Source organism: Kitasatospora sp. NPDC048722 (assembly GCF_040650235.1).
In the GTDB taxonomy this organism is placed as follows: domain Bacteria; phylum Actinomycetota; class Actinomycetes; order Streptomycetales; family Streptomycetaceae; genus Kitasatospora.
The window spans coordinates 15,956-39,386 of record NZ_JBEZGX010000046.1 but is presented as its reverse complement, the minus strand read 5'-3'; the positions used below and the strand labels follow the sequence as shown (position 1 = coordinate 39,386).

General features: G+C 74.4%; 19 protein-coding genes. 9 read left to right on the top strand and 10 right to left on the bottom strand.

The window, feature by feature from the left end; translation table 11 throughout:
• Entirely contained in the window at positions 1-378 is a 378-nt protein-coding gene (locus AB0C76_RS29175; protein ID WP_359971296.1) for a hypothetical protein, read from the bottom strand.
• 209 nt (positions 379-587) lie between these two features.
• Entirely contained in the window at positions 588-1,661 is a 1,074-nt protein-coding gene (locus AB0C76_RS29170; RefSeq protein ID WP_359971295.1) for an endonuclease/exonuclease/phosphatase family protein, read from the bottom strand.
• An 86-nt stretch (positions 1,662-1,747) separates the two neighbouring features.
• Here AB0C76_RS29170 and AB0C76_RS29165 point away from each other — a divergent pair, with 86 nt between their 5' ends.
• From AB0C76_RS29165 to AB0C76_RS29155, 3 genes are all read left to right on the top strand, one after another.
• The gene (locus AB0C76_RS29165; RefSeq protein WP_359971293.1) at positions 1,748-2,440 is read left to right on the top strand and encodes a response regulator transcription factor; all 693 of its coding nucleotides are present in this window, start codon (positions 1,748-1,750) and stop codon (positions 2,438-2,440) included.
• Entirely contained in the window at positions 2,433-3,536 is a 1,104-nt protein-coding gene (locus AB0C76_RS29160; RefSeq protein WP_359971291.1) for a HAMP domain-containing sensor histidine kinase, read from the top strand. The genes AB0C76_RS29165 and AB0C76_RS29160 overlap by 8 nt, the downstream gene beginning before the upstream one ends.
• A gap of 167 nt (positions 3,537-3,703) precedes the next feature.
• Positions 3,704-4,882, top strand: coding sequence for an alpha/beta hydrolase (locus tag AB0C76_RS29155; RefSeq protein WP_359971289.1), 1,179 nt, complete (start codon positions 3,704-3,706; stop codon positions 4,880-4,882).
• A gap of 125 nt (positions 4,883-5,007) precedes the next feature.
• Here AB0C76_RS29155 and AB0C76_RS29150 read toward each other — a convergent pair whose 3' ends face one another.
• The 3 genes from AB0C76_RS29150 to AB0C76_RS29140 form a co-directional block, all read right to left on the bottom strand.
• On the bottom strand, positions 5,008-5,595 hold the full coding sequence (locus AB0C76_RS29150; protein WP_359971288.1) for a hypothetical protein: 588 nt from the start codon (positions 5,593-5,595) through the stop codon (positions 5,008-5,010).
• A gap of 104 nt (positions 5,596-5,699) precedes the next feature.
• The gene (locus AB0C76_RS29145; protein WP_359971287.1) at positions 5,700-6,041 is read right to left on the bottom strand and encodes a hypothetical protein; all 342 of its coding nucleotides are present in this window, start codon (positions 6,039-6,041) and stop codon (positions 5,700-5,702) included.
• Positions 6,042-6,088: 47 nt separating this feature from the next.
• Positions 6,089-6,601 carry a hypothetical protein gene (locus tag AB0C76_RS29140; protein ID WP_359971285.1) on the bottom strand — a complete coding sequence of 171 codons (513 nt, stop codon included), beginning with the start codon at positions 6,599-6,601 and terminating at the stop codon, positions 6,089-6,091.
• A 609-nt stretch (positions 6,602-7,210) separates the two neighbouring features.
• Between AB0C76_RS29140 and AB0C76_RS29135 the strand changes: the two genes are divergently transcribed.
• A complete protein-coding gene (locus AB0C76_RS29135) occupies positions 7,211-10,018 on the top strand; it encodes a hypothetical protein (protein WP_359971283.1) in 2,808 nt (935 codons plus the stop codon).
• A 30-nt stretch (positions 10,019-10,048) separates the two neighbouring features.
• On the opposite strand, the gene AB0C76_RS29130 is transcribed toward AB0C76_RS29135, so the two are convergent.
• Together AB0C76_RS29130 and AB0C76_RS29125 are read right to left on the bottom strand one after the other, a co-directional pair.
• A complete protein-coding gene (locus tag AB0C76_RS29130; protein WP_359971281.1) occupies positions 10,049-11,194 on the bottom strand; it encodes a serine hydrolase domain-containing protein in 1,146 nt (381 codons plus the stop codon).
• A gap of 205 nt (positions 11,195-11,399) precedes the next feature.
• Positions 11,400-13,166 carry a gamma-glutamyltransferase gene (locus AB0C76_RS29125; RefSeq protein ID WP_359971280.1) on the bottom strand — a complete coding sequence of 589 codons (1,767 nt, stop codon included), beginning with the start codon at positions 13,164-13,166 and terminating at the stop codon, positions 11,400-11,402.
• A 99-nt stretch (positions 13,167-13,265) separates the two neighbouring features.
• Between AB0C76_RS29125 and AB0C76_RS29120 the strand changes: the two genes are divergently transcribed.
• The 3 genes from AB0C76_RS29120 to pntB all read left to right on the top strand — a co-directional run bounded on the left by AB0C76_RS29120 (position 13,266) and on the right by pntB (position 17,546).
• Entirely contained in the window at positions 13,266-14,279 is a 1,014-nt protein-coding gene (locus AB0C76_RS29120; protein ID WP_359971278.1) for a hypothetical protein, read from the top strand.
• Between the two features lie 163 nt (positions 14,280-14,442).
• A complete protein-coding gene (locus tag AB0C76_RS29115) occupies positions 14,443-16,080 on the top strand; it encodes a Re/Si-specific NAD(P)(+) transhydrogenase subunit alpha (protein ID WP_359971277.1) in 1,638 nt (545 codons plus the stop codon).
• 5 nt (positions 16,081-16,085) lie between these two features.
• A complete protein-coding gene (pntB, locus tag AB0C76_RS29110; RefSeq protein ID WP_359971276.1) occupies positions 16,086-17,546 on the top strand; it encodes a Re/Si-specific NAD(P)(+) transhydrogenase subunit beta in 1,461 nt (486 codons plus the stop codon).
• A 110-nt stretch (positions 17,547-17,656) separates the two neighbouring features.
• Here the strand turns inward: pntB and AB0C76_RS29105 are convergent, their stop codons facing one another.
• Positions 17,657-19,906: a tetratricopeptide repeat protein gene (locus AB0C76_RS29105; protein WP_359971275.1), complete on the bottom strand. Its 2,250-nt coding sequence runs from the start codon at positions 19,904-19,906 to the stop codon at positions 17,657-17,659.
• A 291-nt stretch (positions 19,907-20,197) separates the two neighbouring features.
• On the opposite strand from AB0C76_RS29105, the gene AB0C76_RS29100 reads away from it, so the two are divergent.
• Positions 20,198-21,043 carry a hypothetical protein gene (locus AB0C76_RS29100; protein ID WP_359971273.1) on the top strand — a complete coding sequence of 282 codons (846 nt, stop codon included), beginning with the start codon at positions 20,198-20,200 and terminating at the stop codon, positions 21,041-21,043.
• The gene (locus AB0C76_RS29095; RefSeq protein WP_359971271.1) at positions 21,040-22,278 is read left to right on the top strand and encodes a trypsin-like serine protease; all 1,239 of its coding nucleotides are present in this window, start codon (positions 21,040-21,042) and stop codon (positions 22,276-22,278) included. Before AB0C76_RS29100 ends, AB0C76_RS29095 begins: the two co-directional genes overlap by 4 nt.
• A gap of 70 nt (positions 22,279-22,348) precedes the next feature.
• Here AB0C76_RS29095 and AB0C76_RS29090 read toward each other — a convergent pair whose 3' ends face one another.
• Complete coding sequence (locus AB0C76_RS29090) at positions 22,349-23,050, bottom strand: hypothetical protein (RefSeq protein ID WP_359971270.1); 702 nt, start codon at positions 23,048-23,050, stop codon at positions 22,349-22,351.
• Between the two features lie 45 nt (positions 23,051-23,095).
• On the bottom strand, positions 23,096-23,419 hold the full coding sequence (locus tag AB0C76_RS29085) for a hypothetical protein (RefSeq protein ID WP_359971268.1): 324 nt from the start codon (positions 23,417-23,419) through the stop codon (positions 23,096-23,098).
• Positions 23,420-23,431 lie beyond the last annotated feature (12 nt).

Genomic DNA, 23,431 nt, shown 5'->3' with positions numbered 1-23,431 from the left:
TCAGGCCCGCGGGGTGAGGCCGTCGAGGAGGGCGCGGACCGTCTCCGTCGCGAACTCCTCCGCCGTCGGCGGGAGGAGTACGCCGGGCTGAGCCTCGTCGGCGTAGAAGACCTCCAGGAACGCCCGGTGGAAGCACGCGCCGATCAGGAGCAGCGCCGCCGCGTGCGGGTCGAGGGCGGCCGGGACGCGGCCGAAGCGCTGTTCGGCGGCCAGGTACTCGGCGAGGTGGACGCCGACCCGGTGCGGGCCGGCGTCGCCGAGCGTGCCGCGGTGGGCGGCGAGCAGGTCCGGGCTGGCGAGCAGGGAGCCGGCCATCGGGAACGACCGGCAGTAGAACGGGACGGCCACCCGGACCAGCATCTCCAGGTGCTCGCGCACGGTGCCCTGCCCGGCGCGGTCCGGCAGCTCGGCGACGGCGTCGGCGAGGCGGGGGCGCGTTCGCGCAGGACCCGGACGAAGATCTCCTCCTTGTCCCGGAAGTGCTCGTAGCCCGCAGCGGGCCGGGGACTTCGGGCCCCGGGCCCACCGGGTGTGCGCGGACCGTCCGGCGTGGATGCCGCCGCTGGACCGCGCTGCCCGGCGCGTGTTCACCACCTGATCCCCGCCGCGACCGGCAGGTGGTCGCTGCCGGTGTCCGGCAGGACCCGGGAGCTCGTCGCCGTCACACCGCGGACCAGGATCTGGTCGATCCGCACCACCGGGAACGACGCCGGGTAGCTGAAGCCGAAGCCGTCCCCGGCCGCGTCCTGCGCCGAGCGCATCCGTGCGGTGAGAGCGGCGAACGCGCGGTCGTCCAGGCTGCCGTTCAGGTCCCCGAGCAGCAGCGTCCGCTCGCTCGCGTCGGCGGCGACGGCCCGGCCGAGCGCCTGCACACCGATGTCGCGCGAGGCCGTCCAGAAGCCCGACGACGGGAGGATCCGGACGGACCCCAGGTGCGCCACGTACACGGTCAGCGGCCCGCGGTCCGTGGCCACCGTGGTGCGCAGCGCCCGGTTCTCGGCCGTCCTGCCGTCCGCCGCCCGGGTGTCCGCCAGCGGCCCGTAGTCCATGACGTCGATCGGCTGGGCGTCGCCCAGCGGCAACCTGCTCCAGAGGCCGACGGTGCCCCGGACCACGTGGTACGGGTACGCCGCCGCGAGCCCCGTCTCGTACGCGCCCACGGACTGCGGCGTCAGCTCCACCAGGGCCAGCAGGTCCGCGCCGGAGGCGGCCAGGCGGCGTGCGGTGCCGCCCGGGTCGGGGTTGTCGGCGTCCACGTTCTGCTCGGCCACGGTGAGGTCGCCGCCCGGGCGGGACTTGTCGGTGAGCAGGCCGCCGAAGAGGTTGAGCCACGCCGCGACCGGCAGCAGCAGGGCCACCACGGCCGCGGCGGAGCGGCGCCACAGCGCCGCGACCAGCAGCAGCGGGACGAACAGGCCGAGCCACGGCAGGAGGTTCTCCACCAGGCTGCCGAGGTGCCAGACGCCGTTCGGGATCTCCGCGTGCAGGAGCATGACCAGGCCCAGCAGCAGCGCCAGCGCCGTCAGGGCCGGGCCGCGCTTCCACGGCTCCGGCCGGGAGACGGCGCGGAGCGCCCGGTGCAGCGCCGTGCGCCGTGCGCTCGGCTCCTCCGTTCGCGTGCGCTCACCGGCGGTCGTCGTCGCGTCCTGCTCGAGGTTCATTGCGCCAGTCAACGGAGTGCGGCGTTGCCGGGGCGTATGGGATTTCCGATACGCCGACGATATGTGCGGGCTCGTAGCATCGGGGGATGCGCGTGTTGATCGTCGAGGACGAGCTCTACCTGGCCGAGGCCATCAGGGACGGCCTGCGGCTGGAGGCGATCGCGGCCGACATCGCCGGTGACGGGGACACCGCGCTGGAACTGCTCGGCGTCAACGCCTACGACATCGCCGTCCTCGACCGCGACGTCCCCGGGACGCCCGGCGACGAGATCGCCAGGCGCATCGTCGCCTCCGGCAGCGGCATGCCGATCCTGATGCTCACCGCGGCCGACCGTCTCGACGACAAGGCCTCCGGGTTCGAACTCGGCGCCGACGACTACCTCACCAAGCCCTTCGAACTCCGGGAACTCGCCCTCAGGCTCCGGGCCCTGGACCGCAGACGCGGCCACACCCGGCCCCCGGTGCTGGAGCTCGCCGGCCTGCGGGTGGACCCGTTCCGGCGCGAGGTCTACCGGGACGGCCGCTTCGTCGCGCTGACCAGGAAGCAGTTCGCGGTGCTCGAAGTCCTCGTCGCCGCGGAGGGCGGTGCGGTCAGCGCCGAGGAACTGCTGGAACGGGCCTGGGACGAGCACACCGACCCGTTCACGAACGCCGTGCGCATCACCGTCTCCGCCCTGCGCAAGCGACTCGGCGCGCCCTGGATCATCGCCACCGTGCCGGGCGTCGGCTACCGCATCGACGCCGCACCGGCCGGAAGCAGTGGAGGCGGGCGTGGATAGGGCGCCCGGACCGAGCGTCCGCCTCAAGCTCGCCCTCAGCTACGCCGGATTCCTGATGGTCGCCGCGGTCCTGCTGCTCGCCGCGGTGTGGCTGTTCCTGCTGCGGTACGTCCCCGACCGGGCGTTCCTCATCGCCGGCGCCACCGACACCCCGACCAGAGGGGTGTTCCCCGTCCGGTCGAACCTCCTGCACGTCTTCGCCCCGAGGGCGGCCCTGGTGCTGGCGTTCCTGCTGGTGTTCGGCCTGGTCGGCGGCTGGCTCCTGGCCGGCCGGGTGCTCGCCCCGCTGACCCGCATCACCGAGGCCGCCCGGCTGGCCTCGACCGGATCGCTCGAGCACCGGATCCGGCTGCCGGGCCGCGCGGACGAGTTCCGGGAACTCGCCGACGCCTTCGACACCATGCTGGCCCGGCTCGAAGCCCACGTCGACGAACAGCGCAGGTTCGCCGCCAACGCCTCGCACGAGCTGCGCACCCCGCTGGCGACCTCCAAGGCGCTCCTCGACGTCGCCCGCACCGATCCGGACCCGGACGTCGCCGCGATCATCGACCGCCTCCACGTCGTCAACACCCGGGCGATCGAGCTCACCGAGGCACTGCTCCTGCTCAGCCGGGCCGACCAGCGCTCCTTCACCCGGGAGCGGGTCGACCTGTCCCTCCTCGCGGAGGAGGCGACCGAGACGCTCCTGCCGCTCGCCGAACGGCACGGCGTCACCCTGGAGACCTCCGGCACCGTCGCCCCCACGACCGGATCGCCGGCGCTGCTGCTACAGCTGACCGTGAACCTCGTGCACAACGCGATCGTCCACAACCTGCCCGAGGGGGGAACGGTGCGGATCGACACCCGGACCCGCCCCGGCATCGTGCTGCTCACCGTCGACAACACCGGCGAGCAGCTAGCCCCGCAACTGGTCGCGACGCTCACCGAGCCGTTCCAGCGCGGCACCGGACGCATCCGCACCGACCACGCGGGCGTCGGACTCGGCCTGGCGATCGTCCGCTCCATCACCCGCGCGCACGACGGGACACTCACCCTGAGCGCGCGCCCCGAGGGCGGGCTGCGCGTCACGGTGGAGCTGCCCGCGGCGGCCGCCTGAGCGGCCCGCGCTCAGATGCCCGACCCGGGAATGACCACCACCTCGCGCAGGCAACGGGGTGGTCATCCAAAGGGATGATGCCGGTGAGTCGGACGGCTGATGACGAGCCAGAACTTGCATCCGCGGACGGATTCGAGGGTCCTGGCCCCGAACCTAGTCTCGACGACATGAACCGATCCCTTCGCGCAGCCGCCGTCGCCGCCCTCGCCCTCGCTCTCCCGCTCCCGCTGGCCGGGGCCGCGACGGCCTCGCCCGCGCGGCCTGCCGCCGCTGTCGCCGCCTCCTCCGCGCCTGCCGCCTTCCACGGTGAACTGCCCCGCCCCACCGGGCCGTTCGCAGCCGGTGAGGAGGTGCTGCACCTGACCGACCCGAACCGCACCGATCCGTGGGTGCCCGCGGCCGGGCCGCGGCAACTGGCGGTGTCGATGTTCTACCCGGCGCGGCCCGGCACCGGGGAGGCCGCGCCGTACATGACCCCGGGCGAGGCGCAGAACTTCCTGGCGACGCGGGTGCCGCCGGGCACCGGTCTCCGACCGCAGGACCTCGTCGGCACCAGGACCCACGCGTACACCGGTGCGAAGGCCGCGGGCGGGAAGTACCCGCTGGTGGTCCTCTCCCCCGGCTTCGAGAACCCCCGCGCCACGCTGACCGGCCTGGCGGCCGACCTGGCGAGCCGCGGCTACGTGGTGGCCCTGGTCGGCCACACCTACGAGGACTCCGGCGAGACGCTCGCCGACGGCAGCACCCCGGGGTGCGCGCTGTGCGACGGCGGGGCTCCGGACTCGCTCCCGGACAGCCGGGCGAAGGACGTGTCGTTCGTCCTGGACCAGCTCACCGGGCACCACCCGGCCTGGCGCCTCGCGCACCTGATCGACCGCGACCGCATCGGCATGGCCGGGCACTCGATCGGCGGAGCATCGACGCTGAACGCGATGGCCGGGGACGAACGGATCCTGGCCGGGGTGAACATGGACGGATCCTTCTCCCCGCCGACACCGACCGACAGGCTCGACGGACGCGCGTTCCTCCTGCTCGGCAAGCAGAGCGACCACTCCGCCGGCAGCGGCGACCCGTCGTGGGGGCAGGCCTGGGCGGGCTGGGACGGCTACAAGCCCTGGCTGGCCGTCGCCGGCACCGCGCACGCCAGCTTCACGGACGTCCCGGTCCTGGCCACCGAGGCCGGCCTCCCGCTCCCTCCCGGCACGACCACCTCGCCCGAGCGCGGCATGCAGCTGACGCGGGAGTACGTCGGCGCCTTCTTCGACCAGACCCTGAAGGGCGTCCACCAGCCCCTGCTCGACGGCCCGTCGGCGGCGAACCCGGAGGTCTCCTTCCAGCACCCGTGACCGGAGCGCCGGCAGCCGCGCCCCACCCCGGCCACGGCACGAAGGCGCAGGCCGGCTGGACGTGGTCCTTCTCGCCGTTGAACTCGACGAGCGCGGTTTCGGAAACCCGGTCCTTCGGGGCCCGGTCAAGTCGACGTACCCCAGGAGGTCGTGGTCCGTGCGCCCGTCGAGCCGGTTGCGGTGGTCGGGCGTGACGGGGCCGCGGGCTGGAGGAAGTCCGAGCCGGCCGTCGAGGTGGTCGTGCGTGCGCCCGGGCCCGACGTGGTGGCGGCCGGTCCGCCCGCCGTGGTGGTCCGTGCGGCGCCCGCCGAAGCGTCCCTCGGAGTGGCGGTCGCGGTGCGGCGTGCGGCGGGCTGGCCGGGGGTGGTGACCGGGGTGCCGCCACCCGGCTCGATCCGCTCGATCCGCAACACGAGGTTGCGGTCCTGGCGCTCGCCGCCCCGGTCGCGGTTGCGGCTGTGCACCTGCTGCGTCGGCACGCCCCGGATCTCCTGCCAACGTCCCTGGACCGCACGGATGTTGGGGCTCCACTCGCCCTCGTGGCAGTGCTCCAGGTCCAGTTGCCAGCTCGCGGCGTCGACCACGTGGACGGCGCCGACCGCCGCCGGGATCTCGACCGGCGCGGCACCCCGCACGGTCACCACCGCCCGCTGCGGCCACGGCCCCTCCACCGCCGTCACCGTGATCCGGCTCGGTCCCTGGTACCAGGCCATGGTCGTCCTCCCGCGTCCGTCCTCGCGCCGGTCGCCGACCGGCCTCAGCAGATACCACGGGCGGCGGGCCCTCCGGGGTTCGACCGGGTTCGACCGGCCGGGGGTCACTCGTCCACCGGCACCTCACGGACCCGGACGTCGCCGCAGACGACGAAGCCCGAGGGCACACCACCGCTCAGCAGATGGAGCCGCAGGAAGCGGGGCGACGCCGGGCCCGGCACGTCGACCAGAGCCTCGATCTCCGGGTCGGGGCCCGCCGCCCGGATCTCCAGGCCCTGGTAGCCCGACCGCGTCTTCATGGCCAGGACACTGACGAACTCGACCTCCGTGGCCGTGTCCCTCCCCTGCGTCCAGAAGCTGCGGAACACCAGCGTCCGATGCGAAACGCGGTACGACCAGACCTGCATGTCCTCGTGCAGGTCCAGCGGAAGCGGACTCGTCGTCATGCCGGCCCTCCTCTCCCGGGCGCGGTGTCGCGCCGCCGAAACGGGTACTAGCCGGCGTGCTGCCGTCGCAGGGCGTCGAGGCGCTTCGCCCCGCGCTCGGCCTCTTCCAGGTGACCGAGGTCGAGGGCCGCCGTGGCGCGGCCGTAGACGTAGAAGACGTCCTCACGCTCCTCGGCGGACAGCGTCCGCAGCCGGCGCAGCACGTCGAAGTCGACGTCCAGGGAGAGTTGGACGGCAGCCAGGCGGTCTCGGGCCGTGACGGGCAGCTGCGTGCGCAGCACGTCCTTGAGGTGGTCACGGATGCGGCGATCCGCCTCCTCGGGCCGCCGGACGGCGGGCCGGTGCGGGTGGTCCCCCAACTCGTCGGCCCAGGTGGCGAGAACGCCGTGGATCGCCTGCAACGCCTCCAGATCCCCGGGGTCGGCGGCGAACACCTCCCCGGCCAGCCCCGCCGCCTCCCGGGCACGCCCCTCGACGCCGGTGCAGGCCGCGACGAACCCGGCGAGCGTGCCACACTTCCACCGCAACTCGGCGGCCTGCCAGGCTCGTTCCATGTCCACGTCGGCACCCTATCGGGCGGCCGGTCGGGGTTGTCGAACGCTTTTGGGCGGCGGCGTACACAGATCGCCCGCGCGACCACCGGACGGCCCGCTCCACGTCACCGCGACGGCGTGCGCCGGCCTCCGACGTGCCACCGGAGCAGGAAGTCGTACCGGCCGACTTCCTGCTCCGGTGGCAGGCAAAGGCTCCTCGGTCAGGAACTGCCGGGGCAGCCCCGGGCCCGGTCGGAACTCGATGCACACACCGTCGATGCACACGGCGATGACTCTCCTTTGCGACTCGTACGAGCAGGCCCTGCTTCTGGGGACGGGGGCGGGGCACAACGACAAAGAATCCGGAGAACCAGAGCGTGATCCGCGTCACAGCAGATGGGCGAATGTCCGGCCGGGGGTGAACCGCCGGGCCCGCGTGGGCCGTATAGGTGGGCGGGGCACCGATCGAGGGGGTCCCGACGACCGATCAGGGAGGCGTACGCCGATGGCCGAGGTGGAGCCTCACCGGACACCGGCCCAGGCCGGGCGCGCGCACCGGCGGGCCGGTGCCGTCCACGCCGTCTCCGAAGCGGTTATCCCGTCCTACTGCCCGACGCCCGCTCCCCGGGGGACGCGATGACCGCGCCGCAGTCCGCGGGCTCGTCCGTGCCGGCTCTGCGTCGCCGGTTCGGCCGTCGTGGGGCGTCGTCCGCCCCGCCGCCCGTACCGGCTGGGCGGCGGGGGCCCTCGCGGTCGATCCTGCGGCCGTTCGGGCCGCACTACGTCATCGCCCCGCGCGAGGTGGGCGACGACGAGCTGTCGGCGGCGATGGGCAGCCTGCGGCCGGTGCCGGACGCCCTCGTCGTCGTGGCGGCGGCGGCCGACGCCGCGCCGGTGCTGCGCGAGCAGATGGCCGAGCTCGGACTGATCGCCCGGACCCGGGGCGCTGCCAGGCTGGTCCTCGCGGCGTCCGGCCTCGCCGCGCTCGGCCCGGGTGGGCGGCGCCCCGCCGAGGTGGTCGCCGACAAGGCCGGACTGCCGGTCGTGGCCCCTGACGGCCTGGTGTCCATCCAGCCCGACGGCACCCTGAAGGTGACCGCGCCCGACGGCGCCACGGAAGCCGCCGCGTGGTGGAGTTGCCCGCCGGGCGGCCGTCCGCAACAGCTGGGCAGGACCATTGGCGCGACCACCCCTGCCGAGCCCGTCCCGGCGGCGCCGGCCAGGCCCGAGCCCGCGTCGTGGCCGGCGCCGGCCGGTCCGGCGTGGGATGCCACCGGGCCGGCCGCGTGGCCGCCGCCCGCCGTCCCCACCCGTACGGTCGCCGCGGCGGGTCCGAGCGTGCTGCCCGCCTCGGTCGTCGTCCAGCGCCTCGCCAACGGCTTCTGGCTCAGCCACGCGACGGCCCGCCCGGAGGCCGGGATGCCGTTCCTCCAGCAGCTCGCGACGCCTCCCGGCACGACGCCGCTGCTCGTCGGCACGCCCGCCCGCCCCGTCCTGGCCCCCGAGGAGTTCGCCGACGCCGCGCTGTCCCTGCCCACTGGTTCGGACCAGCTCGTCGTGAGCGCGCCCTGGGCGGACCCGGGGGCGCTCGCCGCCCTGTCCGGCGCGCTCGCCGAGCGGCTCGGGCGGCCCGTGCACGCCTCGGTCGGCCTCCCGGTCGCGGGCGACGGCGCGTTCACCACCCGGGTGCTCGACCACCGCGGCGCCACCACCTGGGAGCCGTACCTGATCCGGCTGACCTCCGGCGGCCGTCACGACACCGTCAGCACCGCCTGGCGCAACGGCGGCGCGGGGTGGGACACGGTCGGCCCCGGACTGTTCCGCGCCTTCCCGTTCTGGTGCCTGGAGGCCGTCCCGGCCGGGCTCTGGCTGCGCCCCGAGCCGCCGTACGCGTGGGCGCCGCGCTTCCTGCGCCCGGACCCGGCCCGCCCGCTGCTCGTGGTGGGCGAGCAGGCCCGGCTGATCCCGCACGACGTGTGGGAGCAACTGTCCGCCCTGCTGGACCAGTTGCCCGGTGACGGCGCACGGGGTTTCGGGCTGCTGCTGCACGGCCTGGTCGACGCGGCGTCCGAGAGCAGCGCCCGGTTCTTCGCACGGATGTACGGCCTGGTGTGGCACAACCCGCCCGCTCGCGCGCAGAACGGTCTCCCGGCACCGGCACCGGCCCTGCCCACGACGTACGCGGTGGGCGGCGGCCTCGACGCTCCGAGCCGGCCGAACACGCCGAACGTTCCAGAACGCTTCGCCCTGCCGTCGCACCGGAACGAGGGGTTCGTGACGGGACGGGTCACACCCGCCGACGCGGAGCTCGCTCCCCCGACCGCCCCACCCGTCGGGCTCGCCACGAGCAGTGGCACGGCGCCGGTGAGCAGGCCGGCCACCGCTGCGAGCCCGTCGACGGCGGAGGCGACGACGAGCGCCACCGCTCCGGCCGGGGCTCCCGTCGCCGAGCGCCCGGCCAAGCGGCCCACCGCCTCGGCCGAGCCGGCCGTAGCCCCGACGCCTGAACCACCCGTGGCCCCGGAGCCGGCGGAACCGAAGGAGCCCGAGTCGGCGAAGGAGCTGGAGGTGGCGCAGGAGCTGGAGGTGGCGCAGGAGCTGGAGGAGCCCGAAGCACCCGCCCAGCCCCTCGCCCTGACGGCCCGCTACTTCACCCCCGCCGACGTCCCACCGCTCGCCCCCGTGAGCAGCGGCGCCGACCGGGACGCCTTCCGTTCGCTCCTCGGTGACCACTACCAGCGCGGCGCCGGCCGGGTCGAACCGGCCACCACCCGCTTGCCGGGCCTGCGGTCGACCGGCCGGGACGACCTCAAGCCCGACCTGGTCGCCGTGCTGCTGCACCACGAGGGCGCCGACGTGCCCGCCGACCCGGCCACGCTGGTCGCCGGGGCCCGCAGCGGCGCGCCCGGCCCGCTCGCGCCCTACCTCGCCTGCCTGGCGTCGGGCCTGCGCCGGTTGCCGAGCCACCACGGCGCAGTGCTGCTCGGCGCCGACCTGCCGCCCGCCGTCCTCGACGCCTACCCTCCCGGCCTGGTCCTGGTCGAGCCGGCGCCGGTCACCGGGGTCTCCTCGCCCGCGGCCGACCTCGGCACCCCGGTGGAGTTCGCCGTGTGGTCGACGACCGGGCGCCGGACGGCCGTGTTCGCCGCCGACGGCGAGGTGCCGCAGGTCGTCTTCTCCCCCGGCAGCACCTTCACCGTCCTCGACACCGTCCCCGGCGACGGCGCGACCCGCCCCGCCCGCGTCCTGCTGCGCGAGACCACCACCACACCCCCGGCGACCGCCGACGCCGAACGCGACCGCAGCGCCCGGGACCGCCTGCGGGCCTGGCTGGAGCGCCGCGACGGGACGGCCCCGGCCGACCGCCGCCCGGTCGTCGGACCGGAGCGCTTCCACCTGACGCCCGGCATCGCCCTGCCCGTTCGCACCGGGGCCGGCCCGTGACGTGTCCCCCTCCGACGGACGGCCCGGTCGTCAGCCTCCGAGCCCGGCGTCGACGAGCGCCCTGACGTAGGGCAGGTCGTCGCCGGTCCCCGTCGGGTTCAGGGAGTAGACCACGCGGTGCCGGAGGTCGCGGGTGGCGAAGAACCCGTTGTCCCAGCCGGGGCGCGAACCGGTCTTGCCCCAGGCGTACTCACCGCTCGGAAGCCGGTAGCGCATGAGCCCGCCGACGCTGTAACAGGCGCTCTGGCCCGCGCAGTTGGTGTTGTCGGCGGCGTTCGACACGTCGGGCACCGCGAAGACCAGCTCCTGCTGGGCGGGCGGGAGCAGCCGCCCCCGGAACAGCGCGGTGAGGAAGCGGTCCAGGTCGGCGGTGGTGGAGATCATGCCGCCCTCGGCCCACGGGTACGGGCTCTGCTCGGTCACGTCCTGTCCGTCCAGGTGCACCTCCGCGTGGGGCGAGGGGATCGTCGGGTCGTCGGCGGCGGGCAGGCTGGTGTGGCGCAGGTGCAGCGGGCGGATGATCCGGCGCTCCACTTCGGCGGTGAAGGGGCGGCCGGTGACCTTCTCGACGATCAGCCCGAGGACCATGGAGTTGAGCCCGTTGTACTGCTGCGCGGCGGGGGTCGCGGGCGGCATCACCCCGGCGGCTGCGGCGAACGACTCGTGCAGGAGGTCCACGGGGCTCACGGACGCGAGCTGCCATCCAGGACCGTCGGCCGGGCCCGGGGTCCGCGCGGGCTTGGGCAGGCCGCTGGTGTGGTCGAGGAGCTGGCGCACGGTGACGCGGCCGTAGTCCTCCGGCAGCACCTCGGGGACGTACTGCCGGGCCGGTGCGTCGAGGCCGATCCGGTGCTCGGCGACGAGCTGGAGGACGACCGTGTTGGTGAAGACCTTGGTGACGCTGCCGATCCGGACGTACGCGTCGGTGGTGACGGGTCCGGCGGTCCGGCCCACACCGTCCTGGCGGACCACCGCGCCGGCGACGACGCCGTCGGGCAGGTGCCCGAGGATGTCCTGGACGGTCGGCCCTGCGGACGGAACGGCGGTCGGCGCCGTGGACGGCGCGGCGGACGGCGGTCCGCCGGGAACCGGCGCGGCGGCGGCCACGGACACGGCCGCGCCGGTCGTGAGCGCAGTGGCCAGAGCGAGGGTGGTGACGGCGCGGCGGATGCGCATCGGGATCTCTCCTGAACAGCACGGTCGGAACGTTCTGACGGCTCCGACTCTGCGTCCCGGGACCGTCGCGGCGCATCGGTGATCACCCCGATATCGCCCCTGGAACGTCCCCTGGGTGGACATCACCTGACGACGGGTCGGCCAGGGCCGCCGCGCCCCGTCCGCGCGACCCCGTCCAGACCACCCCGTCCACACGACCCCGCGCTCACCTGCCGACGGCGTAGCCCTGCATGCCCCGCGGGTTGGCGGCCGCCGACAGGACGCCGGTCTCGGGGTCGCGGGCGACGGCGCACAGGCGCCCCTCCGACCACGGGTCCCCGACGGTGACGTCGTGGCCGCGCCGGCGCAGGCCCGCGATGACGTCCGGGCCGAGGCGGGACTCGACGAACAGGCTGCCGGGCCGGCCGGCGCGCGGGTAGAAGGAGCCGGGGAAGCTCTCCGTGTGCCAGTTCGGCGCGTCGATCGCGCCCTGGAGGTCGAGCCCGCCGCGCACCGGCGGGCGCCGTGCGAGGGCGAGGAGGAAGTGCAGGCTCCACTGGTCCTGCTGGTCGCCGCCCGGTGTGCCGAAGGCGAGGACCGGCCGGTCGCCGCGCAGGGCGAGGGACGGTGAAAGGGTGGTGCGCGGACGGCGGCCGGGGGTGAGGGAGTTGGGCAGTCCGGGGGTGAGGGCGGCCATCTGGAGGCGGGTGCCGAGCGGGAAGCCGAGGCCCGGCACGACGGGGTTGGACTGGAGCCAGCCGCCGCTCGGGGTGGCGGAGACGAGGTTGCCCCAGCGGTCCACGACGTCCACGTGGCAGGTGTCGCCGCGGGTGCCGCCGTCCCTGGCGACGGTGGGCTCGCCGGAGCCGGGCGCCGCCTCGGCGGGCGCGTACTCGGCGAGCCTTGGTGCGCGCCCCTCCGGGCTGCCGGGCCGCAGGTCGTAGGACGCCCGGCCGCCGATCAGGGCGCGGCGGTCGTCGTTGTACCCGGGCGACAGGAGCGCCTTGAGCGGCACCTCGGCGGCGTCGCCGTACCAGGCCTCGCGGTCGGCCATGGCGAGCTTGGTGCCCTCCACGAGGGTGTGGACGTACTCGGCCTCGTCCGGTGTCCCGAAGTCGTCCGGCAGCAGGGCGAGTTGCTGGAGGAACACCGGGCCCTGGCTCCACGGCCCCGGCTTGGCGACCGTCCACCCGTTCCAGGTGTGCGTGACCGGCTCCTCGTAGTGCGCCTCGAAGGCCGCGAGGTCGTCGCCGGTCAGCGTGCCCGCGTGACGCCCGCCGGAGGTGTCCAGCGCGGGACGGGCCGCGAAGCCGGCCAGTGCCTCGGCGACGAAGCCCTCCCGCCAGACCCGCCGCGCCGCGTCGATCTGCGCCTCCCGCCCGTTCCCGGCGGCCTCGGCCTCGGCGACCAGCCGCCGCCAGGTCGCGGCGAGCGGCGGGTTGGTGAGCAGTGCGCCGGGGCGCGGCGCGTGCCCGCCGGGCAGGTAGAGCTCCGCCGAGCTCGTCCACTCCCGCTCGAAGAGCTCCCGGACGGTCTCGACGGTCGCCCCGATCCGCTCGACCGCCGGGTGCCCGTGCGCGGCGTAGCCGATCGCGAACCGCAGGACCTCCGCCAGCCGCTTGGTCCCGTGGTCGCGCAGCAGGAGCAGCCAGGCGTCGAACGCCCCGGGCACGGCGGCCGCCAGCGGTCCCGTCCCCGGGACGAGGGACAGGCCGAGCGAGCGGTAGTGCCCGATGCTCGCCCCGGCGGGCGCGGGCCCCTGCCCGCACAGCACCCGCACCGGCCCGTCCGCGGGCGCGAGGATGATCGGCACCTCGCCCGCCGGCCCGTTCAGGTGCGGTTCGACGACGTGCAGCGTGAACGCGGCGGCCACGGCCGCGTCGAACGCGTTCCCGCCGTCCTCCAGCACCGCCAGGCCGGCCGCCGACGCCAGCCAGTGCGTCGACGAGACCATCCCGAACGTCCCCTGCAAGGTCGGTCGAGTCGTGAACACCGGTACCCCTCCCACTCGCCCGAACGACCCGTCGGCCGCGTAGGGTCGGCCCCGCCGTTCGCCGTCCCCGTTCCGTCCCCGTTGCGCCTGGAAGACATCGTGACCATCATCGCTCGTCTTGTCACCACCATGACCGCTCCGCTGGACCGGGCGTCGGCCGATGCCCCGGAGGTGGCGTGCTTCCCGGGGCGGCGGTTCCTCGTCCAGCACGGGGACACCGAGGTCGTGGCCCTCGACGGGGCCGGTGACGTCCGGTTCCCGGCGCCCTGGCCGCGCCGCTCGGGGTCGGTGGCGGTGTCGCCGCGGCGTGACGTGGCGGTGTTCGCCGGCCCCGAGTCGCTGCGGGCGGTGGAGCCGGACGGCGCGACGCGCTGGGAGGTCCGCCACGGGCGTTGGGAGGACGGTGACGGCGGTTCGGTCGCCTTCGGGGCGGACGGCGCCGTGGTGTGGGCCCACGTGCTCGGCGTGCCGGGCGACGACACGGACGCCGCCGACGGCCACGAGGAACAGTGGCTGGTCCTGGACGCCGCCGACGGGACGGTCCTCGGGCGCGCCGGCACGGCGACCGTGGCCTCCGGCTCCGTGCACACGCCGCACCCGGACCCCGCGCGGATGGGCCTGAGCATCGGCGAGGGCGAGGAGGACTCGCCCGCGCTGTGGGGCCGGTGGGACGGACGCCGGCTGACCGTCGAGCAGGTCCGGGCCGAGCGGATCCTCCTGGCGACGAGCCCTTCCGGCCGGCAGGTCCTCTCCGTCGACCTCGGGCAGTGGTCCCTCACCGTCCACGACGGCCCGCGGGCCCGGGACCTGGAGGCCGAGGGCACCGTGCCGGCGCACCCCGATGACCCGACCGGCGAGGGCAGGGTGTACTGGGACCACCACGCGGCCTTCCCCGACGAGGGCACCGTCGTCGCCGGCACGTCCGAGAGCGACGCCGGGTACGGACCGGTCCGGCACTGGCTCGTGGACGCGGCGACGATGACCCTGCGCGGCGAGATCGCCTATCCCGTCCCGGTCTCGGGTCCTGCCCGGGCCGCGGGGGACGGCGCGTGGTTCACGGTCTCCGAGCAGGGGACTTCGGTGCACCTGTGGCAGCCGGCCGAGGAGCGCTGACGCGACGGACGGCGCCACGGGGTGAGGCTCGTCACTGGTTCGCTCCATCGGCCCGCGAGCTGGGTAGGTGTACGTTCCAGCGACCACCGGGTGGGGATCCCGACTCCCCCTCGATCGCAGTTGCTCCGGTCCGCAGCGCCTCCGGCGAAGAGAGGTACCAGACATGTCTGCACAGGTGCCGGTCCACCACCATCCACCCCAGCGCGTCGGCGTGGTCGCCGAGTCGACCGTCGGGGAGACCCGCGTCGCGGCGACGCCACCGACGGTGCGGCAGTTGCTCGGGCTCGGCTACGAGGTCGTCGTCGAGTCGGGGGCCGGGACGGCCTCCGGCTTCACCGACGCGGCGTACGCCGAGGCCGGCGCGCGCATCGGTGACGCCTGGGCGGCCGAGGTCGTCCTGAAGGTCAACCCGCCGTCGGGCGACGAGATCGCCCGGTTGGGTGATGACGCGACCCTCGTCGCCCTGCTCGCCCCGGCGCAGCGCCCCGACCTGCTGAAGGCGCTGTCGGCACGCGGCGTCACCGCGCTGGCGCTGGACGCCGTCCCGCGGATCTCCCGGGCGCAGTCGATGGACGTGCTGAGCTCGATGGCCAACATCGCCGGGTACCGGGCGGTGATCGAGGCGGCCCACGTCTTCGGGCGGTTCTTCACCGGGCAGGTCACCGCCGCGGGAAAGGTGGCGCCGGCCAAGGTCCTGGTGGCGGGCGCCGGTGTGGCCGGGCTGGCCGCGATCGGTGCGGCGTCCAGCCTCGGCGCGATCGTCCGCGCGACCGATCCGCGGCCCGAAGTCGCCGACCAGGTACGGTCGTTGGGCGGGGAGTACCTGGCCGTGGAGGTGGCCCAGGAGGCGGGCTCGGACGGCTACGCCAAGGCGACGTCGGCCGAGTACGACCGGGCCGCCGCCGCGCTCTACCACGAGCAGGCGCGGGACGTGGACATCGTCGTCACGACCGCACTGATCCCCGGCAGGCCGGCGCCGCGGCTGCTCACGGCCGAGGACGTGGCGGCGATGCGGCCGGGCAGCGTCATCGTCGACATGGCCGCCGCGCAGGGCGGCAACGTCGAGGGCACCGTGCCCGGACGCGCGGTGGTCACCGGCAACGGGGTCACCATCATCGGCTACACCGACCTGACGGCCCGGCTGCCGGCCCAGGCCTCGCAGCTGTTCGGCACCAATCTGGTGAACCTGCTGAAGCTGCTGACGCCGGGCGGGGACGGGCGGCTGGTCGTCGACTTCGACGACGTGGTGCAGCGGGCGGTGACGGTCGTCCGGGCGGGCGAGGTCACCTGGCCGCCGCCGCCCGTGGCCGTGTCGGCCGCCACCACCACCACCCCCGGCCGACCGGCTGCCGCGCCGATCGCCGCGAAGCCGTCCCGGCTCACCCCGCCGCTGCGCTTCGGGCTGATCGGCCTCGGGATGCTGACGGCCTTCCTCCTGACCGCCTTCGCTCCGGCCCAACTGGCGCAGAACTTCACGGTGTTCGCGCTCGCCGTCGTCATCGGCTACTACGTCATCGGCAAGGTCCACCACGCCCTGCACACTCCGCTGATGTCGGTGACGAACGCGATCTCCGGAATCGTGGTGATCGGCGCCCTGCTCCAGATCGGGCACGAGAGCCGGCTCGTGACGGCGCTGTCCTTCGTGGCGGTCCTGCTGACGAGCGTGAACATCTTCGGCGGTTTCGCCGTCACCCGCCGCATGCTGTCGATGTTCTCGGTCTCCCCCACCGCCCCCACCGCCCCCACCTCCCCGGCGTCCCCGTCGTCCCCGTCGTCCCCGTCGTCCTCCGAAAGGCGTTGAGTCCGATGACTTCCACGACGGCCTCCCATGCCGCGGACCTGGTCGCCGCGCTGCTGTTCGTCCTCAGTCTGGCCGGGCTGTCCCAGCACCGGACCTCCCGCGCCGGCGTCGTCTACGGCATCGCCGGCATGGCCCTCGCCCTGGTCGCCACCGTCGTGGTGGCGGCGCAGGACGTCTCCGCCGGCGCGGTCGCGCTGATCGTCCTCGCGATGGCGCTCGGCGGGGCGGCGGGACTGTGGCGGGCCCGCCGGGTCGAGATGACGCAGATGCCCGAGCTCATCGCCGTCCTGCACAGTTTCGTCGGCCTCGCCGCCGTCCTGGTCGGCTGGAACGGCTATCTGGAGGTCGAATCCCACGGGTCCGCCCAGACCCGGGTGGCCGGGGACCTGCTGGGCATCCACCACGCCGAGGTCTTCATCGGCGTGTTCATCGGCGCGGTCACCTTCACCGGATCGGTCGTCGCCTTCCTGAAGCTGTCCGCCAGGATCGCCTCGCGCCCGCTTGTGCTGCCGGGCAAGAACGCGCTCAACGTGGGCGCGCTGGTGGCGTTCGCGGTGCTGACGGCCTGGTTCGCGGCCAGTCCGGGCCTCGGCCTCATGATCGCGGTCACCGTCCTGGCGCTCGCCCTGGGCTGGCACCTGGTCGCCTCGATCGGCGGCGGCGACATGCCCGTCGTCGTCTCCATGCTGAACAGCTACTCGGGCTGGGCAGCGGCGGCGGCCGGGTTCCTGCTCGACAACGATCTGCTGATCGTCACCGGGGCCCTGGTCGGGTCCTCCGGCGCCTACCTGTCGTACATCATGTGCAAGGCCATGAACCGCTCGTTCCTGTCGGTCATCGCGGGCGGGTTCGGCATCGAGGCCCCGTCGGGATCCGCGGGAGAGCAGGGCGAACACCGCGAGATCCACGCGGAGGAGGCCGCCGGGCTGCTCGCGGCGGCCCGGTCCGTGGTCATCACGCCCGGCTACGGCATGGCGGTGGCCCAGGCCCAGCACCCGGTGGCGGAGCTGACCAGGCGGCTGCGCGAGCGCGGGATCGGGGTGCGGTTCGGCGTGCACCCGGTGGCGGGCCGCCTGCCCGGGCACATGAACGTCCTGCTGGCCGAGGCGAAGGTGCCGTACGACATCGTCCTGGAGATGGACGAGATCAACGACGACCTCGCCGCGACCTCGGTCGTCCTCGTCATCGGCGCCAACGACACCGTCAACCCGGCCGCCACCGACGATCCGTCCAGCCCGATCGCCGGCATGCCGGTGCTGCGGGTGTGGGAGGCGGAGCAGGTGATCGTCTTCAAGCGGTCGATGGCCTCCGGCTACGCGGGCGTGCAGAACCCGCTGTTCTTCCGGGAGAACACCGGCATGCTGTTCGGTGACGCCCGGGAGAGCGTGGAGGCGATCCTCCGGGCCCTGCCCGAGGGCCGCGGCGGTCCGGCCGCCGCCCTCCGCCAGACGACGACGGCGGGTTAGCGGACGCGGCGGACCGTCCGGGCCCGGTGCCCGGACGGTCCGCCCGCCGCACGGGGACGGACGGCCACCGGGCCGGCTCCGGCGAGGGGCCGCCCCGAGGCCCCGTCGGCTCAGCCCTTCGTCAGGAGCCGCCGGACGTTCTCGGCCTTCGGGGAGCCGAGTTCCTCGTAGAGCGCGAGGCTGCGGCGCCACGCCTCGGCGGCGGCCGAGGCCTGGCCGAGGCGGTGGCGGATGATGCCGAGCTGTTCCAGCGCGGATGCGGTGCCGTCGCGGTCGCCGATGTCCTCGCGGATCGCCACGGCCTGCCCGGCCAGGTCCAGGGCCCTCGCGAAGTCGCCGGTGTCCTGGAGGACTTGGGCGGTGACGTGCAGGGCGTGCCCCTCGCCGTAGCGGGAGCCGAGCGCCTGGAAGGCGGCCAGGGCGAGGCGACAGTTGACGAGGGCGGGTTCGTGCCGGCCGAGGACGCGGTAGGCGGGGATCAGGTTGAGGAGGCAGACGGCCTCGCCGTAGCGGTCGCCCGCGGCGCGGAAGGCGTCGGCGGCGCGGGTGAGGTGGCCGATGGCCGTCTCGTAGTCCTGGAGCTGGCGGTGGCTGACGCCCAGATTGGCCTCGATCATGGCGGTGGCCTCCGGGTCGCCGTCGCCGAGGAGGCCGTCGGCGAGCCGGTAGCGGGTGATCGCCCCGCGGTAGTCACCCTGGGCGTGGGCGAGGGTGCCGGCCTGGACGAGCATGAGGGCCTCGCCGGTGCGGTCCGCCGAGCGGCGGGCGTGGCCGAGGGCGAGCTCGGTGGCGCTGTTCCAGTCCCCCCAGTACTTGCGCAGGGTGAAGAACGGCCAGAGGCTGTGGGCGAGTTGCCAGCACAGCGGGTCGTCGTCCCGGCCCGCGGCATGCCGCACGAGGTCGACGAGGTTGGCGCGTTCGGCCTCGTACCAGGCCATGGCCGCCTCGGCGCCGCCGAAGTCCGGCAGCGGCAGGCCGGGCGGGGGCGGTGCGGCGGGGGCGAGACGGGCGTGCGGCACGAGGAGCATCCCGGCCCCGCGGGAGGCGTGCAGGTACCAGAGGGCGAGGCGCCGTTCGGCGGCGAGCCGCCCGGCCGGGGCGTCCTCGGTACGGGCGCACTCCTGGGCGTACAGCCGGATGAGGTCGTGGAAGCCGTAACGACCGGGCTCGGGCGCCTGGAGCAGGTGGTGGGCGGTCAGTTCGGCGAGGAGCCGTTCGCTGGGCGCCGGGTCGCGGTCCAGCAACGCGGCGGCGGCCGGCACTCCGACCGACCGACCGGGCACCAGGGCCAGCAGCCGGAACGCGGCGGCCTGGTCGGGGGTGAGGTGGGCGTAGCTGGCCTCGAAGCTGACCCGCACCGCGCGGTCGCCGACCCGGAGTTCGTCCAGCCGTCCGCGTGCGTCGGCGAGCCGCTCGGCGAGCATCCGCACCGTGCGGCCGGGTTCGGTGACGAGCCGGCTGCCCGTGATGCGCAGCGCGAGCGGCAGGCCGGCGCAGTGGGCGAGCAGGTCGGTGGTCGCGTCCGGTTCCGAGGACAGCACGGCGGGGCCGGCGATGCGGCCGAGCAGGTCCCTGGCCTCGGTGTCGGTGAACGCGGCGAGCTCGATCCGCTCCAGGCAGTCGAGTTCGGGCAGCCGGCTGCGGCTGGTGAGCAGCACCGCGCAGCCGCTGCTGGCCGGGAGCACGGGCCGGATCTGGGCACCGTCGAGCACGTCGTCGAGCACGATCAGGACCCGCCGTCCGGTCAGCAGGCTCCGGTAGAGGGCGGCGCGTTCGTCGAGCGCCGGGGGGACGTCGGTGGGGCTCACGCCGAGCGCCCGCAGGAGCCGCGCGGCGACCTCGGCGGCCGGTACGGGTGCCTGGCCGGCGCCGCGCAGGTTGGCGAACAGCTGGCCGTCGGGGTAGCGGTCCCGGTGCGCGTGTGCGGCGTGCACGGCGAGGCTGGTCTTGCCGATCCCGCCGGGGCCGGTGACCACGAGCACCGGGGTCCGCCCGGCGGCGCCGTCGCGGTCGAGCGCGTGCCGAACGGAGTCCAGCGCCGCCGTGCGGCTGGTGAAGTCCGGCAGGTCCGCCGGGAGTTGAGCGGGAGCCCGGACGGCTGCCGGGCGTGGCTCGCCGGCACCGGCGTCCGTCCGGCGCCCGGCCGGCTCCGCACGGGCCGCGGCGATCAGCTCGGCCCGGTCGCCGTCGGCCAGTCCCAGCGCGTCGGCGAGCGCGGCGACCGACTTCAGCCGGGGGTTGCGCCGCCCAGCCTCCAGCATGCCGATCGCGTGCGTGGAGACGCCCGACCGTTCGGCGAGGCCCTCCTGGGTCCACCCGAGGCGCAGCCGGTATTCGCGCACCATGTCCCCGAAACGCACGACAACCCCCATCGCCCCCGCCGAGATGCCGCCGCCAACTATGGCATGAGCCATGCCAGGGCGTGGCGCGGGGAACGCAGGCCGAACGCAGGGACCACGCCATGGACCGCCGACCCCGCCGGGCCAAGACTCGTGTCCGCCCGGAAGCCGGCACCCGGCGGTACGCGAAGGATCCCAAGGACCCCTTGGGCCCGCAAGACCTGCGGCACCCGCCGTGCCCGAGGCGCCCGGGGCACCACCGCACACCGAAGACCAGGACATCCAGGAGATCCAGGAAGACCAGGGGGAATCGTGAAACGCATCAAGTCCGCGCTGGCGGCGGGTGTCGCCGGCGTGGTCGGACTCGCGGGCCTCGCACTGGCCCAGCCGGCCGACGCGGCGACGCCCGCCACGCAGCGGGTGCTCGCCGAACTCGGGCACGTCCAGGGCCTGTTGCCCGCCACCGGGCACGCTCCGACCAGGGCCGGGGCGGCGGCCGAGCAGTCACAGGCGCCCGCCCGGATCGCGCTGAAGGGCGCCAAGGGCGCGGCCTCGCAGGTCCGTTCGCAGGTGTCGGTGTCGCCCGACGCGCTGCCGGACACCGACAGCGCCGTCATCACCGACACCACCGCCGTCTCGCACGTCTTCGTGCTCCGCACCGCGCGCGCCGCGACCGACGTGAGCTTCACCGTCGACGGCTTCGACGGCCGGCTGGTCGCCGATCCGCTCGGCGGCGTCCTGCTGGTCGACCGGACGACCGGCCGGGCCGACAGCCGGATCAGCGCGCCGTGGGCGTACGACGCCAACGGCCGTGCGCTGCCGACCCGTTACACGGTCGACGGTGACACCGTCACCCAGCACGTCGACACCCGCGGCGCGGCGTTCCCGGTCGTGGCCGACCCGCACTACACCTGGGGCTGGATCACCGGCACGGTGTACTTCAACCGCAACGAGACCTCGCACATGGCCTCCGACGCGGGCTTCACCGCGGCCATGTTCGCGTTCGCCCCGCCGCCGTTCAACCTGATCGGCGCCATGGTCGCCGGGAACATCTCCCGGGTGGCGTGGAACGCCAACAGCGACCACAAGTGCGTGAAGGTCAAGTCCCTGGTGCCGGTCTTCCCGGCGTCCGAGTACTCCGGGGGGTACTGCCGGTGATCACCACGACGCAAGCGCCGAACTCCCTCGCACGGAGGGCACTCCGGGCAGCAGTGGTCGCCGTCTCGATGCTGCTGACGCTGGCCTTCGCCGGGATCGCGACCCCCGCGTCGGCGGTCACCGGCGGCGGACCGGCCACGACGGGGCAGTACCCGTGGATGGTCCACTTCCGGGACACCAGCAAGTACTCGCTCTTCAGCTACAGCTGCGGCGGCGTGCTGATCGCCCCGGACAAGGTCCTGACGGCCGGCCACTGCGGCCGGGAGTACCAGGGCAAGCTGGACCACTCCGTCGTCGTCCAGGGCCAGACGACCATCCTGGAGGGCGGCACCAACTACACCATCGGCCGGATCGACATCAGCCCCCAGTTCTCCCCCGACCAGGAGAGCGGCGACTCGAAGAAGTACGACATCCACCAGGGCGACGTCGCGGTGGTGACCCTCAACAACCCGATGGTCGGCGTGCCGACGATCCCGTTCGCACACATCCCGGCCGACGAGACCCTCAGCGGGAACGGCCTGATCCTGGGCTGGTCGCCGGAGAACGTCGACATGCACGGCGGCATCAAGGAGAGCCTCAACTCGTCGATGGTGCCGATCCTGCCGGACTCGGCGTGCACCCGCCCGTACGGCTCGCTGTTCCGGGTCGGCCAGATGATCTGCGCCGGCGACGCCAAGCACGACGCCTGCAACGGCGACAGCGGCGGTCCGCTGATCCGCAACGGCTGGGTCATCGGGATCATCTCCGGCGGCGGCAACAACGGCTGCGACCAGGCGGGTTACCCCGGCACCTACACCCGGGTCGCCGCGTTCTCCAACTGGATCCAGCAGATGAAGGAGGACCGCGACCACGCGCCCTTCTACGTCAACGGCAAGTGCATGGACGGGGACGTCGCCAACGGCGACCACGTCCCGGGGATGAAGGTCCAGCTCTGGGACTGCAACGGCTGGCGCAACCAGTTCTGGTACACGGTGAACAACCACATCTTCAACGACCGCAACAACTACTGCATGAGCGCCGACATCAGCCACGGGAGCTACAACGGGATGCCGGTGCTCCTCCAGCCCTGCCACACCTGGACCGCCCCGAACGAGACCTGGATCATCGACGGCTACACGATCAAGAGCGCCTACAACAACAAGTGCCTCGACGCGGACATATCCGGCGGCTACCACAACGGGATGAAGGTCCAGCTGTGGGACTGCAACGGATGGACCAACCAGCAGTTCTGGTAAGCGGATCCCGGCCCGCCGTCGCCCCTGCGCGACGGCGGGCCGGGCGCCCTTCAGCGATCCCGACGGTGCGTCAGGACGCTCGCTGCGCCCGGGCGAGCCGGTCGGCCTCACCGCGGCGGGCCGGGGCGAGCACGTCCACCGGGGTGCCCGCCCCCTCGCCGGGACGGGCGCCCCAGCCGCGCAGGCGGTCGGCGAGCTGCCGCACCCGGCGGTCCTCCGGGCCGGGGACGAGGTAGAACAGCGACTCGTCCACCTCCTCGTCGTCCCCGCCCCAGCGCACGACGCCCTCGCACTCGGCGAGGATGTCCCGCAGCACCAGCTCCTGGTAGGCGAAGAGCCCGCCCTTCGCCGAGGCGCCGGGGCGGATGCGCACCGCGGTGCCGGACGCGAGGTTCGACTCCGGAGCGCCCGCGCGCAGGCCGCCGATCGCCTGCCAGCCGAGCAGGTCGCCGCTCGGGAGCTCCTCCACCTCGTAGTGGAAGCGCCGGATCACGTGGACGAGGATCTCCTCCGCGTCGCCGATCCGGATGTCGACGGTGAGGCCGGTACCGGCCACCGGGCGGGTCCAGACGGTGGAGACGTGGTTCGCCTCCTTCTCGATCGTCCAGCCGTTGGCGCTGGTCGGGAGCTTCTTCGCCGGGACGCCCGGCTCGGCCGTCCCCTTCGACGGCGCTGCCGTGGCGGTGCCGGGGAGCAGCGCGCCCAGGGCCGTGGCCGCGCCGACGGCGGCGGCACCCTTGACCGCGGCCCGCCGCGTGAATCCGATCTGCACGTCTTCCATTTCCTTGTGTCCCCCTATGTCCTGGAACGCTGTCTTCTACAGAACGACGATCAGCACGAGTGTGGGCACGAGCAGCAGCAGCGCGCTCACCGGCCAGTACGCCCGCCCCCCGCCCGGGGCCGTCCGCCGCCGCACGGCCCGGTTGGCGAGCCACCACAGCAGCGTGAACACCCCCACCACCGGGACCAGGACCAGCAGCATCGGCAGGACGCCGTCGTTCTCCGTCGGCTCCCGCGTGGTCCAACCCAGGGCGGCGAGCGGCCAGTTGGCGGCGAAGTACCAGAGCAGCCAGACCGGCACGACGGCGGGCAGACCCAGCAGGAGGTTCACCGCGGCGGCGGCCGGCGAGTACGTGCGCATGTGCTCGTGCCC

Excerpts from the sequence above, each read along its gene's own strand:
- AB0C76_RS29170 (WP_359971295.1), bottom strand. The coding sequence starts at position 1,661 with ATGAACCTCGAGCAGGACGCGACGACGACCGCCGGTGAGCGCACGCGA.
- AB0C76_RS29165 (WP_359971293.1), top strand. The coding sequence starts at position 1,748 with ATGCGCGTGTTGATCGTCGAGGACGAGCTCTACCTGGCCGAGGCCATC.
- AB0C76_RS29155 (WP_359971289.1), top strand. The coding sequence starts at position 3,704 with ATGAACCGATCCCTTCGCGCAGCCGCCGTCGCCGCCCTCGCCCTCGCT.
- AB0C76_RS29150 (WP_359971288.1), bottom strand. The coding sequence starts at position 5,595 with ATGGCCTGGTACCAGGGACCGAGCCGGATCACGGTGACGGCGGTGGAG.
- AB0C76_RS29145 (WP_359971287.1), bottom strand. The coding sequence starts at position 6,041 with ATGACGACGAGTCCGCTTCCGCTGGACCTGCACGAGGACATGCAGGTC.
- AB0C76_RS29135 (WP_359971283.1), top strand. The coding sequence starts at position 7,211 with ATGACCGCGCCGCAGTCCGCGGGCTCGTCCGTGCCGGCTCTGCGTCGC.
- AB0C76_RS29130 (WP_359971281.1), bottom strand. The coding sequence starts at position 11,194 with ATGCGCATCCGCCGCGCCGTCACCACCCTCGCTCTGGCCACTGCGCTC.
- AB0C76_RS29115 (WP_359971277.1), top strand. The coding sequence starts at position 14,443 with ATGTCTGCACAGGTGCCGGTCCACCACCATCCACCCCAGCGCGTCGGC.
- pntB (WP_359971276.1), top strand. The coding sequence starts at position 16,086 with ATGACTTCCACGACGGCCTCCCATGCCGCGGACCTGGTCGCCGCGCTG.
- AB0C76_RS29085 (WP_359971268.1), bottom strand. The coding sequence starts at position 23,419 with ATGCGCACGTACTCGCCGGCCGCCGCCGCGGTGAACCTCCTGCTGGGT.